We start from the raw sequence: 13,958 nt of genomic DNA, 5'->3' as shown, positions 1-13,958 counted from the left end.
CGTGCCTGCCAAGCAGTTCCTTGCGTCGCTCGATGACTACGGCCTAAGGTGCCGGCATAAGAACATGAGCTGGATCAGCAGGGAATTGCCATGTCCGGGACCGCCTCCGTTTCCTACGACACCGAACGCGCCCAGGCAGGGGTGCGGATGATCTTCATGTCGGTCGCAGCCTGCTACATCGTGGCCCTCTATCATTTCTCGCTGATCGATCCGGGGCTGGTGTGGAAGATCTTTGTCCTGGAATGCGTTTTCAGCGTCGTTGCCACGCTGATCTGGTTCGATATCCGAAGGCGCCCGGGTAATTACCGGGGGCGGCGCCTGATCACCATGCTCACCGACTATGCGGGCATCACGGTGGTCCTGGCATATGGCGGCGCGGCGATGCTGCCGGTCTATGCGATTCTGATCTGGGTCACCATCGGCTACGGCTTGCGCTACGGTTCCGGTTATCTGCTGCTGGCTACCCTCATGGCGTTGCTGTCCCTGACGGTAACCGCATGCACATCCGAGTACTGGCAGTCACAGCCTTACCTGATCGTCACGCTGCTGCTCACGACCTTGATGGCGCCGGCCTACATGCACGCCCTGCTCAAGCGCTCACGTCTGGCCGCCGAGGCCGAGCAGGCAGCCACCAGAGCCAAGTCGCAGTTTCTCGCGCAGGCCAGCCACGACCTGCGTCAGCCCATTCACTCCATCAGCCTGTTCACCGCCTGCCTGCGCGACAGCAGCCTGGACACCGAGCAACGGCGTTTGGTGGAAAACATCGACAAATCGCTGCACAGCGTCGCGCGCCTGTTCCGCACGATTCTCGATATGTATTCGCTCGACAGTGGCAAGGTGGTGCCGCAGATGGAGCCGCTGGAGCTGCGCAGCCTGCTGCAGCAACTCATTCAGCAGAATGCCGAGGCGGCGCGCTGGGCCGGAGTCGAGATGCGCCTGCGTTGCCCGCCGCTGCACGTGCGGGCTGACCCGGTTCTGCTCACCACCATGCTGCAGAACCTGTTATCCAATGCCCTGAAATATGCCCCAGGCAAGCCGCTGCTGATCGCCTGTCGGCGCCGCGGGACGGGCCTCGCCATCGAGGTCTACGACAAGGGCCGTGGCATCGCCGCAGGCCATCTCGACAGCATCTTCGAAGAGTTCTACCGCGTGCGTCAGGAGCGTGACAGCGATGTCGAGGGTATGGGCCTGGGGCTGGCCATCGTCCGGCGCCTGGGTGCGCTGATGGAGATGCGGGTCCATGTGCGCTCCGTGGAGACCCGTGGCACGCGTGCGGTGATCGATGGGCTGCAGCGGGTGGCGGCGCCGAGCGAGACGCCCTCCGCCAGGCGCAGCAACCTTCAGTCGCCACGCATGCTGGAGGGTTTACGGGTGTGTCTGATCGAGGATGACCAGAACGTCCTGCTCGCCACCGCCACCTTGCTGAAGAAGTGGGGCTGTGAGGTCGCCACCTTCAGTACGCTGCCCGATGTATCGACACCTTTCGACCTGGTGGTGACGGACTTCGACCTCGGCACCGAGGCCTCGGGGGCCGACTGCATTCAGCACGTGCGGCGCAGCAGCGGGCGCAATGTGCCGGCGATCATCATGACCGGGCACGACATACGCCGTGTACAGGAACAGGTGGGCGACAGCGATATTCCGATCCTGTCGAAACCGGTGCAGCCCGCCGAACTGCGTTCACTGCTGGTCGCGCTCAAGCTCAAGGCCGCCTAGGGCTTACACCAGCCCGGCCTTGGCACCCTTGGCGGCGGCCGCCGCGCGGCTGTTGACGTCCAGTATGCGCAGCAGCGCCGACACATGGATGCGCACGGTAAAGGGAGAGATGGCCAGTTCGCGGGCGATTTCCTTGTTCGAAAGACCACGCACCACCAGCAGCAGGACCTCCTGCTGACGGGGCGTCAGTTGTTCCAGCAGATGGCGGTCTTCGGCGAAGGCCGGTACTCCGGCGGGGCCCAGGGTCAGGACGAACTCGCCGGCGCGCACGGCCAGCAAGGCATTGGCGATTTCATCCGGCGGCGTCGCCTTGCCGATGAAACCGTCCGCGCCGGCGTTCATCACTTCGTCGATCAACTCGCGGTTGTCGACCATCGACACGATCACGATCGAACTGCGTTCGAAGGCCTGACGCAACGCACTGATGGCCTGCGGCGACTGCCCGGGAAACAGCAGGTCGAGCATGAACAGGCTGGGCGCAGCGCCAGAGCGAGCCAGGCTCAGTACCTGATCCATGTCTCCGGCTTCGAGAATGCATGCCTGGGGGAAGACGCGCTGGGCGATACGGCACAAACCATCACGGAAAACCGGATGATCGTCGGCCACTATGATGCGTTCTTGTCGTGCTTGTTCAGGCATGCCGGGCGTTTCCATCTTGGCCCCCAGACTAAGTCCATATCCGTGCTGGCGCCAGCGGCCGGTTCTCAGTATCGGGCAGGCGCTGTCCATCCGATATGAACTGCAAGGCGCTGTACCGGGTCTGCTTCAGTACCCCCTTATGGAAAGCAAAGGAGTACCGCATGGACCTTGTCCGCATCCTCATCGCCATTCTGCTGCCGCCGCTGGGCGTGTTTCTTCAGGTCGGTTTCGGCGGCGCGTTCTGGCTGAACATCCTGCTCACCCTGCTCGGCTACATCCCCGGCATCGTGCACGCGGTGTACATCATCGCCAAACGCTGAGGCCCTATTGGCTGATGTGTTTGGGCAAGCGGCGCCGGACGCTGCTCTCGTAGGGTGGGTTAGCCGCCTGTGACGTTGCCGATCGATTCGCATTGCCGGCTGCGGCGTAACCCATCATCGGCGCAACGCCGTCCATCGTCTGGTGGGTTACGCGGCGCACCATCTTCATTTGCGTCTGGAATACTCGGCATTCGGCGCCGCTAACCCACCCTACGCAACCGTGGGTTCTCGCCGTCCCTCACTCCCGCCGCAAAAAATGCACGCTGAACAGCTGCGCCGGGTCGCGCCACATGGCGACGGAGGCGAAGCCGCATTCGTCTGCCAGCGCGCGGAACATGGCTGGCGTGTACTTGTAGGAGTTTTCCGTGTGCAGGGTCTCGCCTGCGGCGAAGTCGAACACGCGATCCTCGATGCGCACCTGCTGTGCCTGCCGGCTGACCAGGTGCATCTCGATGCGCGACTCGGCTTCGTTGTAGAAGGCGCGGTGCTGGAAGCGGCGCGGGTCGATGTCGCTGTCCAGCTCGTTGCGGATGCGCTCGAGCAGGTTGAGGTTGAACAGCGCAGTCACCCCGGCCTGGTCGTTGTAGGCGCGCTCCAGCACCTGGCGGTCCTTCACCAGATCCACACCGATCAGCAAACCACTGCCTGCCGGCAGCGCCTGATGCAGGTTGCGCAGAAAGGCGCGGGCCTGATCCGGGTCGAAATTGCCGATGCTGGAACCGGGAAAGAACGCCAGTGGACGTTGCCCCAGTGCTTCGGCTGGCAGCTTCAAGGGCTGGCTGAAGTCGGCGCACAGCGCGTGCACGTCGAGCCAGCGATAGTCGGCCGCCAGACGACGGGTGCAGACCTGCAGAAACTCGCGGGAGATATCGATGCCCAGGTAACGCGCCGGGCGCAGGGCTTCGAGCAGCAGGCGGATCTTGCGGCTGGCACCGCTGCCCAGCTCCACCAGGCTGGCGTTGCGCCCGGCCAGCTCGGCGATATCGTTCGCCGCCAGGCGCAGGATGGTTTCCTCGGTGCGCGTCGGGTAGTACTCCGGCTGCTGGCAGATCAGCTCGAACAGCTGCGAGCCGCGATGGTCGTAGAAGAACTTCGGCGACATCGCTTTCGGCCGTGCGGCGAAGCCGCGCAGCGCTTCCTCGCGCAGCGCCACCTGTTCCGGGCTGATCGACTGTTCGTGGGTACGGATTGCCAATGCCATGCTCAGAGCTCCTTGGCCAGGCGCAGGCCGGAGAACTGCCAGCGCATCGTGGGGTAGAAGAAATTGCGATAGGTGGGGCGCACGTGATCTTCAGGCGTGGCGCAGCTGCCGCCGCGCAGCACCATCTGCCCGGACATGAACTTGCCGTTGTACTCACCCAGGCTGCCGCCGAGCGGGCTAAAGCCGGGGTAGGGCCGATAGGCACTGGCCGTCCACTCCCAGACATCGCCATAGAGCTGCTGCAGGCCATCGCCGGCACTCGCGGCCACCGGCTGCAGATGATCGTTCTCGACGAAATTGCCCCATAGAGGTTCGTCCTGCGCGGCCACTTCCCATTCCTCTTCGCGTGGCAAACGTGCCTGCGCCCAGGTGGCGAAGGCCTCGGCCTCGAAGTAGCTCAGGTGACAGACCGGTGCATCCAGATCCAGCTCGCGCGGGCCGCCCAGAGTCAGCTCCAGCCAGTCGTCGCCCTCGCGCAGCCAGTACAGCGGCGCCTGCCAGCCGGCACGCTGGATATGGTCCCAACCGTCCGCCAGCCACAGCGCCGTGCTGCGATAACCGCCATCGCGGATGAACTGCAGATACTCACCATTGCTCACCGGCCGGCTGGCAAGCTGAAAGGCCTCGACGAACACCCGGTGGCGCGGCCGCTCGCAGTCGAAGGCGAAGTCCTCGCCGGTATGGCCTACATGCCGCAGCCCGGCGGGAAAGCGAACCCACTGCAGCTTGCCTGCCGCAGCACCGCCCGGCTTGAGATCGTGGCGATAGACCGGTCGCAACGGGTTCTGCGCCAGGATGTGCTTGATATCCATCAGCAGCAGCTCCTGATGCTGCTGCTCGTGCTCCAGCCCCAGCTCGACCCGCTGCAGCACTTCATCGTCCAGGTCGCCGCCCCGCCGGGTGAGCAATCGCTCCATGGCCAGATCGACATGGCTGCGATAGGCATACACCTCGCTCACCGTCGGCCGCGACAACAGCCCGCGCCGCGCCCGCTCGAAGGGCGTGCCGTGGGTCTTGTAGTAGGAATTGAACAGATGGTCGTAGCGCTCATCCAGCGGGCGATAACCCCGCAGGAAGGGCTGCAGCACGAAGGCTTCGAAGAACCAGGTGACATGCGCCAGATGCCATTTCGGCGGGCTGACGTCAGGCATGCTCTGGATCACATAGTCCTCAGGCTCCAGCGGCTCGCAAATCCGCTCGCTGGCAGCGCGCACCCGCTGATAACGCTGCCAGAGCTGTTCGACGTGCAGCGGTGAAGTGGCGATCCTGCTGGTGCGGTCTCGCATAACACGCATCCTTTGCCGGCGCCGCGGAACGCGGCGGTTCTAAAGCCGACTGGATGGGGGTGGGAAAGGTTCAGGGAAAGTGGCTGGGCGGCGAGGGTTTGAGCTAAGGCGCAGAGGCATAGACACAAAAGCCGCGCAGCTCTGGCTCTGCCGCGGCGTGAGCCGATTAGGAACGCTATTCGGCTCATTTGGTGATCCGAACAGCGCGCATGCATAGAATGGTGAACAAAGGTAATAATGCGAGGCTTTATATGTTTGATGGAGATATACAGCTAGGCTATCGTTCTAAATGCTAGATAAGCGCCCCCAGAGGTTCGCAGGGATTTTTATCAAGCTGCGCTGAGTAGGGAGGAGTGCTAGGTACGCCTGTTGGTATCTATGGCAATCCACTCGCTACTCTCCGTCAATAACTCGGCTTCTCCAGTTGAGAAATCTAAATTATAGTTGTTGGCAATATTTCGAAGATTCGACCTGGACTTAAGAAGCTGATAAAATTTATCACGTCTGCGGCTTAAGATTTTTCTATTCGCAAAAGCTTTCGATATCTTTGATAGCGCAAAAGGGACGAGCACTAATAAAGTTGCGCAAGCTATCTTTAGAGTAAGGCTGTTTCCGATGTTTAGTCCCCATAGGTTCACTAGGGCAATGATAATGAAGCTGATAGTGCCTAAGCTCCACGAGGTGATTTTTTGCTCTTGATTGACTTTTTTTATAGCTTCGGTAAGTAAGTCTTTAATGTCTTCTAGCTGACTAGCAGCAAAAGCAGCCTCCTGTTTAGCTTGGCGCTCAAAGAGAGAATCAAGGCTTTGTGTCTTGGATATCAGTTCCTGCTCTAATTTGTTTATCGCAATATTTTGCTGTGCGATATTTTCTTTGTACTGTGCGTCTGCAAGGGTTTGCTCAAGCTCCAGAGTGGCCCTAGATGCAGCGGCAGCATCTATTTCAGCTTTATGGGCTTCTGCTATCTTCTGTCTCTCAACAGCAAACTCAGCATCCATGCTGCGTTTAATTTCCACCTCAAAGTCTTCAAACGCTTTTTCAGCATCTGCTAGGTCGTGTATGACTCTAGTTTCATCAAGAAGAAAAATAGCTCTGTGCTGAGAGGCGCGTGAGCTTGTCATCAACTCTACGAAGGCTCCTGCTCTGCTGTCAGTCACGTCGCTAAGAAAAGTAGTAACTTTTGACAGCAGTGCATGGTTTGGCTCAAGTGCAGATGCACAGTTCGCAAGTAGTTTTTGATGGTTTAATTTGGCTGCTGCTTCACCACCGTAAAGCACAAACATTAACCCGGCCAGGTATCTATCGGTTACAACAGGCGGAACATAGTTCTCTTTATAACCAATCTTTTCGATGGCAAAATTAAAGGACGCAGATGCCACACGCTTATTCTCAGTGAGAAAGATATGTTGGCATTCGTGAAAAAAACTTCTAGAGTTTATTTTGCCGGCCCTGAGGCGTATGACACCACCTACTGCTTGAGCATCACGCTCCCGGGCATGATATGCGTAGTCGCCCAATGCCTGTGTTAGTGACTCCATAGCATCATCACTAAAGTAGGATGGACTTTTTGAAGGCGATACTATTGTGATCTGCTTTCTGCGGAATGTCCCCTCAAGATCAGACAAGATGGATTGCGCATAGGATCTAAATGACGCACCTTGCATTCTTCGATGAGTAGGTCGCCGAATACCGCTACCATCCTGACTCATTGCGGATCTTAAGTTATCCCTTATTTCATCAACATGCCCTTTGAATATGAGTAGAGAGGCGCCTTTATCCCTCAAGCTCTCTATAAGCATGAGTGTGTAATTTGAGGCCTTTTCTTCGTTTAAATCCAGGTAGGACATGGCAAGAGGTCCGTCCAGATAGATCCTTAGAGAAGAAAGAGTGAAGTTATTATTAGGCTCGCGGAGGTTTAATATGTATTCTGCGAGGATTGCACCGCTTGCAATGTGTAGGAGTTGTTCGTATATCTTTTTATTGTTCACGCTCGTATGTAAAACATAGGAGGCGCTTATGATTTTCATTTGGTCTATTTGCTTTTGCTGAGATGGCTCGGAACTCTGAACTTCCTCGCTGTCGCTTACCTCGTCTTCGCTTAACTCTTTATTCTCTTTTAGTTGTAGAATCCTTCGGCCATCTTTGGGTGGGGTGCTTGGCTTAATCAGCCTGACTTGAAAATCAGAAGTGACAATTTGGTTGAAAAAATGCTTTCTCAGCAAATCCTCTGGCACATTGATTTTTGCCTGAAGCATAATTTCTTTAGAGTAGTTTATAAAATCCTCAAGCGTGTTCTGAATATCTTCTTCAGAGGTTGTGCTTAGCTCTTCTCCGAGCGAATCTGTGTAGCTATATATTGCGCCGGCTTTTGTTATGCTTTTTTTGACTAGTATTCCAGCTTTTTCCATCCTTGGGGCTAGCTCATCTACAGCCCATGGATGTACTTCTATACCATAAAGACGCTTTAGTTCGGCACTTAAAAAGTCCCTGTCGAAATTCTTCCCTGCCCTAGATTTTGCAATCGGCGCCAGCAGCGGCACAAGCCCGCTGAGAATATCATTCTGTGCTCCTGATTGAGCTAAATATGCATATGCAATGAGTGGACGCTCGTAATCGGTTTTCATATTAAATGCCCCAGTCTTGGTGCCAGCTTGCATAATAGTCCCTAGCTTTTACAAATAAAGTGAAAATCTAACTCAGCCGGCTGCAGACGTACTGACGACCTGCTTCAACGGTTCTAATTGTGCCGTGGAGGCAAAATGCTACTAAACGGCCCGAGCGATGGCAAATGGCTGCCAAGGGTGTGATTCTTTTTAAGGAAAAGGAGAAAAGGGGACAGAGAAAAGGGGACAGATTTATTTTCTGCACGAGGAATCCTTTCAAAGACTCTGCATGGTTTTGCATCTGGGGAAGGTTGAGCAGCCCCAAAACTGCTGCCCCGCTTTCGCCCCAGATTTCACGGTACGAATCAGCAGCGCACTGCCACATTTCGGGCATTGCCGCTCGGCTGTCGGATCACTTCTGCGCTTGAGGTTTTGCACATGCTCACGCTGGGTGGCGAGGGTTGGCGCGCGGCGGCCTTTTTGCAGGGCTTGCAGCATGGCGTCGACTTCAGCCTCGCTAAATACCCGCTGCTGGAATGACTGGATATAGCGAATAAAGCCAATGCCCTGGGTGACGTTGGCTGGCATCTCGGTTTTGAAGGTACTGCCGCCGACGAAGGTGATGACCGAATGCAGGTGCTCAGGGTTGACGCCAAGGGTGGCTTCCAGGGCTTTGAGGTGCTTGTAGTTCTGCCGCAGCGGGTTCTGGAATTTGAAGGTGCGTTTGTAGAGCTTCTGCGTCCACTGCGCCTGCTTTTCGCTGCCGAAGATCCAGCCGCTCATGTTCTTCGTTTCCAGTACGAAGATGCCGTAGGGCGAGAGGAATACGTGATCGATCTGCGTGGTGCCGTCAGGCGTGTCGAGCGTGACGTTATGCAGGCGGCGGTAGGTTTGCTTGTCCAGCTGCCAATGAGCGAACAGGCGCACCAGCAGTTCACCGATCTGCCCCTTGGCCCAGGGCGATTTGAGCAGGCCGATCAGCAGGGCTGCTGGGATGAACCAGGTCAGCATGCCCCAGACCTGGGCGACTATCGGGCTGTAATCCATTTTCTTCCTTGAGCAGAGCTGCTTTATGGCTGGGCGAGCAGGTGTGCCGAAATCCAGGTGCCTGGCACTGATCTGGATAATGGCTAATTGCTTTCAATCGCTCAAGGGGATCGCGACCATTGTCCTATGGCCGCTAGGCGGCTAGGCCAGGTTTGGTGCCTTTGAAGACGTTTCAGTGTGGCCAGCCGGGCTGCTGCCAGAACCAGATCGGGTCATTCAAAAGGATTGTTTATCCATGAGCCGAATACAGGCGCTATTCGGCTCATGGAATGGGTGACGTGATGATGCTCAGGCAACTGATATCGTCATCCGTGGGCGGTGCGTTCAGGTGACCTTCATGTAAGAAATGTTGCTGCTGTGAAGTGCTCAGCCCGGCCCAGAAACCATCGGTCGCCAGCAGCCAGCGCTGATTGGCGGTAAGCGGCCAGTCCCTGATTTCGGGGTCGCCAACGCGTCTGGGGCTGAAGCAGCGCGTCAGGCGGTGGCGTGATGGCATTTGCGCAAGCTCGGCATGCGTGAGGCTGCCTTGCCAGTTGGCCATGCAGTGCACGGGAGTCAGCCAACTGATTGCATCTGCGGCTTCTACAAGGCCCAGGCAGCAGTCGCCCTCGTGGATGCTGAGCGCGGTATCGGCCAGCAGGCATAGAACCAGGTAACTGCAGGCCGCATGCGGGTGTGTTTCACACAGGGTTCGATGGCTGTCGTCGATTAGCTGCAGCAACTCTGCGGGCAATCGCTCCCGGTTCAGAGCGGTTGCAGGTAGGCGGCCGATTCCTTGGATCAGCTCTGCCAGCAGAGCATTGGCCAGTTCGCCGCTGCCTGGGTGGCGGCTGCTGCCATCGGCGACCAGATAAAAACTGGCATGTGGCAGGTCCATGTGGGCATAAGCATCGCGGTTGTCGGCCATGCGTTTACCGGTCTGAGTATGCCATTGCACGATTGCACGCATTCAGGTCGCTACCTGGGCGATATGTTGCAGCCGCTGCCAGATGATCCGTTCACGTTCGTTATCGCCACGGGCGGCATCCTGCATCAGGTAGGCGAAGTCGCGGTTGTTCAGTAGCTCCGTAAGTTTTTCTGCCAGATAGGCGCGTAGCTCGGGTGCGGCGCTTTCAACTTCCTGGAGTAGTTCTTCGCGGCCATTGACCAAGTTGAGGATGTCTTCAAGATCCTGGCTCCCCAATGGGTTGTGCGCGCCACGCCCGGCATAGGCCTCGAGTTTGCTGCCGAGAAAGTAGGGTGGGGTGAACAGGCGAATGCGGCAACCGCTGGGGAGTTCATGCCACTGCGCGCAGGCCAGACCATCCTTGAACCAGCGATTGTTACAGCCCAGTAAGTCGGCGGTCTCTGCATCTTCAGGCATGAAGTCAACTTTCAGCTCACCCAGGCGCATACGGCAGACGACGTCATCCTGAGGGGATTGCTTGAAGCCTTTCTCACGTAACTGTTCGACCAGCTTTTGCCATTGGGCATAGCCGGTGAGGTGAATGACCAGATCCACATCATCTGTGTAGCGGACTTCTTCGAGGCTGAATTCGTCGGTCAATAGCAGGGCTGTGGTACAGCCGCCAACGAAGGCAACCTGCTGGCACAAGTCCTGACCAAGCGCCTGGGAGACCACTTCGAGCATCTGGATGTTATGAGAGCGGCTCATGCCTGCAGCACCTTCTCGCGCAGCATCTGGTTGGCAAGGTTGGCTTCTCTGGCGTTACCCAGGCGAATTGCATCGATCAGGGCCAGGTATTCATACAGGCGCGGGTCTTTCTTGACTGCGCCTGGCACCGTCCTGAACAGGGGCGTTATGGATTGTCCCTTGCGATTGCCGTATGCGTCTGGCCAGACATGGATAAGGTCGCCACCACTCATCAGGGTGCCTTGCAGCACGGGGGCGGAGAAGCTTGTAGGAATGCCTCGAACGATTTCAGCCGGTTTTACCGGGAATACATAGCGCAAACCATGCTCGATGAAGCCCAGCAGTGCCTTGCTGTTGACCCGAGGTAACTGTGTGCTCGGGTCTATTCGCAAGAGACCTGTCTGTTGGCAGCGTTTCAGCGCGGAGGCAATTTCGCTTTTACTGATGCCCAGTGAGGCTTGCAGGGCGCGCACTGAATAACTGTCGTGATGGACGGGTGGATCTTGCTCAGCGTCATCCTCCCAGCCTTGCCACTGGTCGTGTGAGGGGACGTCGCTTTGCTTGAGCAGTTCTGCTGTTTCGCTCTCAAGCCTCTGTTGCAGGCGTTCGCGCTGCTCAAGGCAGATCAGCTTGACTAGCAACAGAACATCTTGACTCTTCATGGCGGCCTCAGTTAGCGACTGTCCTTTGTCCTAGGACTGAGGACAGTTTATGCGCTGGCAGGTTGCGTCTGTCAATGGCTTGGCTGGTTTGCCGCAGATTGGCATTCAAGGCCTGTAGAGCTTTATCCAGATTGCTGTCAAGAAGGGTGGGAAGGGGAATTTTTTCAATGCCTCAAGGGGTTGTGACCATTGTCCTATGGCGCGATGACGCAACAAGGGCTTATGAGCCCGGTTCAGGCGCTCAGCGTGCTATCTGGTAACGGGTACTGCGCCCGCCACCAGGTAATCGTTCGATGCAGCCCTTTTCCAGCAGGTCGCTCAGATGACGGGTCGCGGTGGCTTTGGAAACCTTGGTCACGGCTTGGTACAGGGCTGCGCTGATACCGTTCTCGAAACCCCTTTCGCCGCCATCGAGTAGGCGGTTAAGTACTTTGACTTGCTCCGCCGATAGCGTTTGGCTGCGGTGTGCCTGCCAGAAGCGCGCCTTGACCAGCACGCGGTCGATACGGGCAAGGGCCTGCTCCAGGCTGTTGAGTAAGGTTGCGAGAAACCACTGCAACCAACTGGTGATATCCAGCCCACCTTTCTGACTGGCTTCGAGGATGCGGTAGTAACCGGCGCGGTCATTGAGGATGCTCGCAGACATGGCGTAGAAGCGGATGGCCTGCTGTTCGCCTTGGGCTAATGCCAGATCGGTGATGGCGCGGGTGAGGCGGCCGTTGCCATCATCGAAGGGGTGCAGAGTCACGAACCAGAAATGTGCCACACCGGCGCGCAGAAATGGGTCTAGGCTGGCATCGCTGCGGCTGCTTTCGAACCAGGCGAGAAAGTCCGCTAGTTGCGCTTCCAACCCTGCGCGAGGAGGGGCTTCAAAATGTACGGTGGGGCGGTCGATCCGACCTGAAACGACCTGCATGGGCTCTTCGCCACGCAGTGCACCGATGTGTAATGGTCGAGTCAGCAGTTGCTCATCGCTGGGGAATAGCCAACGGTGCCAGGTGAACAGTCGCTGTTCGTCTAGCGGCTCTTGATGTGCGTGGGTGGCATCGAGCAGCAGTTCCGCCAGGCCTTCGGAGCGTGCCGTGGTGCGGCCTTCTTCGTTCAGTCCCAGGCGCCGCGCCAGTGATGAACGCACCGAGCCGACATTCAGTTGCTCACCCTCGATGGCGGATGATGTGACGATGTTCTGCAGCATGGCATCCAGGCTGCTCTGTACTTCGGTGTCACTGCCTACCGCGCCGAGCATTCCCAACAAACGTCCCTGAGCTTGGCTACAGGAACGCAGCAGTGGGGCAAGCGTTTCACCTTGCCAGCTGCAGTGCGGCCAGTTGGGCTGCTGCCAGATCCAGAGCGGGTCATTCATAAGGCGTGTTCATCTATGGGCCGATTAGCGAGCCTATTCGGCTCATTCAGTGAGCCGATAATTCCGGCTATTCGGCTCACTGTCTAATTGCCTGATGTAGCCCGTGGGCTACATGTTTTGTATTTCCTTGGATTTTTGTAGCCCTTGGGCCACATTTCACGGTGGAGTGCGCTGGATATCTCGTTGTCGAGAATTGTGGTCTGTCCCCCGACTCCCCGCCGCCCTGACCATGACGCAGAAATATGCCCACTTCAGCCTCGGCCACCTAGCTGATGCGGTGAACCTGAACTCGCTTGCCCACCAGACAAGACGGCGCAGTCGCCGGCCTAGACAGGGATGTACTTATGACTGGTAAGAACAAAGATCGACTGAAACAGCTGGGTGTTGTCTCGTCTTCAGAAGAGCTCCGCGAGCTGATGGCGACATTGAAGAATCCGTCGTACCTGGCGGATATGCGCGAACAGATGAAGGCGCTGGCCAACCCCGCGTACCTGGTGGACATGCGGGAGCAGATTAAGGCGATAGCAAATCCCACGTACCTGGTGGACATTCAGGAGCGGATGAAGGCGCTGGTCAATCCCACGTATCTGCTGGACATGCAGAAGCAGATGAAGGCGCTGGCCAACCCCGCGTATCTGGTGGACATGCAGGAGCAACTGAAGGCGATAGCCAATCCCACTTACCTGGCCCAGATGCAGGAGCAACTGACTGCGTTGACCAATCCGTCCTACTTGGCTCAGGTGCGTGAGGCTGCCAGTGCTCGGATGCAGGCTGATCTATCTGCTGCGCTCGGCTCGTATCAGGAGTTAGTTCGCGAGTCATTGTTGGCCAGCTATCTGGTGACGCCGGATGACCCGAGTGCTGTTCGTTTCCATCTAGTGGACATCGAAGGCTTCGATAGCTTGGAGGTCGGGGACTTCGCAGAGCTCGAGATTGGCCCGGCGAAGAGTGTTGATTTGGAGATCGTCAAGGCTCTTGCTGACGGTCGTCCAGAGACCTTGTCGCTGCCGGCAAAGCAGCGTTTACAATCTGTATACCTTCAGATTGTGGCGATATGGGACATGCTTCTACGCATTTTCAACACCTTTGTTGCTATCGGGGTTTTGACTGCGCTGATGTCTGGCGCGACAAAACCCGCTGATGTTCCCAAGCAAGCTGCACTACTCCCGAACTATGAGCGAGAGTTGCTCGCTGACTCCTATCGGATCGTAAATCGCAATGGCGCACGGCTCCGCGCTGAGCCCAGCAAGACGGCGGAAGTGATCGTGCAGCTGCAACTTGGCTTGCCAGTTGAGGTGCTGGAGAACAATGGAAAGGGGTGGTTCCGCGTGGTCGCCGAATATCAAGGCGAGTCGGTGGAAGGTTGGATTCATCTCACCGTGACCACACCAGTACCCACACCTCGAAAAACTTCAGATCAAGCTGGGGCTTCACGGCATATTATCCATAGCACATGATTGCGTTCGCCATGCTTTGCTGGGCACGTCC

12 protein-coding genes are annotated in these 13,958 nt (G+C 57.3%); 3 read left to right on the top strand and 9 right to left on the bottom strand.

Going from position 1 to position 13,958, the window contains the following annotated elements; genetic code table 11:
* Positions 1 to 90 precede the first annotated feature (90 nt).
* The gene (locus tag BLR77_RS16575) at positions 91 to 1,716 is read left to right on the top strand and encodes a hybrid sensor histidine kinase/response regulator (RefSeq protein ID WP_074679699.1); all 1,626 of its coding nucleotides are present in this window, start codon (positions 91 to 93) and stop codon (positions 1,714 to 1,716) included.
* Positions 1,717 to 1,719: 3 nt separating this feature from the next.
* Here the strand turns inward: BLR77_RS16575 and BLR77_RS16570 are convergent, their stop codons facing one another.
* Positions 1,720 to 2,355, bottom strand: a complete 636-nt coding sequence (locus BLR77_RS16570; RefSeq protein WP_074679697.1) for a LuxR C-terminal-related transcriptional regulator — start codon at positions 2,353 to 2,355, stop codon at positions 1,720 to 1,722.
* 161 nt (positions 2,356 to 2,516) lie between these two features.
* Between BLR77_RS16570 and BLR77_RS16565 the strand changes: the two genes are divergently transcribed.
* Entirely contained in the window at positions 2,517 to 2,675 is a 159-nt protein-coding gene (locus BLR77_RS16565) for a YqaE/Pmp3 family membrane protein (RefSeq protein WP_074679695.1), read from the top strand.
* A gap of 238 nt (positions 2,676 to 2,913) precedes the next feature.
* On the opposite strand, the gene egtD is transcribed toward BLR77_RS16565, so the two are convergent.
* From egtD to BLR77_RS16525, 8 genes are all read right to left on the bottom strand, one after another.
* Entirely contained in the window at positions 2,914 to 3,876 is a 963-nt protein-coding gene (egtD, locus tag BLR77_RS16560) for an L-histidine N(alpha)-methyltransferase (RefSeq protein ID WP_074679693.1), read from the bottom strand.
* A gap of 2 nt (positions 3,877 to 3,878) precedes the next feature.
* Positions 3,879 to 5,162: an ergothioneine biosynthesis protein EgtB gene (egtB, locus tag BLR77_RS16555; RefSeq protein WP_074679691.1), complete on the bottom strand. Its 1,284-nt coding sequence runs from the start codon at positions 5,160 to 5,162 to the stop codon at positions 3,879 to 3,881.
* Between the two features lie 356 nt (positions 5,163 to 5,518).
* Positions 5,519 to 7,786 (bottom strand): OmpH/Skp family outer membrane protein, encoded by a 2,268-nt coding sequence (locus tag BLR77_RS25145; protein ID WP_139203012.1) that lies wholly within the window; start codon positions 7,784 to 7,786, stop codon positions 5,519 to 5,521.
* Between the two features lie 255 nt (positions 7,787 to 8,041).
* Positions 8,042 to 8,812 carry a nuclease-related domain-containing protein gene (locus BLR77_RS16545; protein WP_074679684.1) on the bottom strand — a complete coding sequence of 257 codons (771 nt, stop codon included), beginning with the start codon at positions 8,810 to 8,812 and terminating at the stop codon, positions 8,042 to 8,044.
* 262 nt (positions 8,813 to 9,074) lie between these two features.
* Entirely contained in the window at positions 9,075 to 9,761 is a 687-nt protein-coding gene (locus BLR77_RS16540; RefSeq protein ID WP_074679682.1) for a PP2C family protein-serine/threonine phosphatase, read from the bottom strand.
* Positions 9,762 to 10,466, bottom strand: coding sequence for a hypothetical protein (locus BLR77_RS25695; RefSeq protein WP_074679680.1), 705 nt, complete (start codon positions 10,464 to 10,466; stop codon positions 9,762 to 9,764). It lies immediately after the preceding gene.
* Positions 10,463 to 11,107: a hypothetical protein gene (locus tag BLR77_RS16530; RefSeq protein WP_074679678.1), complete on the bottom strand. Its 645-nt coding sequence runs from the start codon at positions 11,105 to 11,107 to the stop codon at positions 10,463 to 10,465. Before BLR77_RS16530 ends, BLR77_RS25695 begins: the two co-directional genes overlap by 4 nt.
* A gap of 241 nt (positions 11,108 to 11,348) precedes the next feature.
* Entirely contained in the window at positions 11,349 to 12,470 is a 1,122-nt protein-coding gene (locus BLR77_RS16525) for a Fic family protein (protein WP_074679676.1), read from the bottom strand.
* Positions 12,471 to 12,814: 344 nt separating this feature from the next.
* Between BLR77_RS16525 and BLR77_RS16520 the strand changes: the two genes are divergently transcribed.
* Positions 12,815 to 13,927, top strand: a complete 1,113-nt coding sequence (locus tag BLR77_RS16520) for an SH3 domain-containing protein (protein ID WP_074679672.1) — start codon at positions 12,815 to 12,817, stop codon at positions 13,925 to 13,927.
* Positions 13,928 to 13,958: the final 31 nt, after the last annotated feature.

It is taken from the genome of Ectopseudomonas alcaliphila (assembly GCF_900101755.1).
GTDB lineage: Bacteria > Pseudomonadota > Gammaproteobacteria > Pseudomonadales > Pseudomonadaceae > Aquipseudomonas > Aquipseudomonas alcaliphila.
This window is presented reverse-complemented; position numbering and strand designations above follow the sequence as displayed.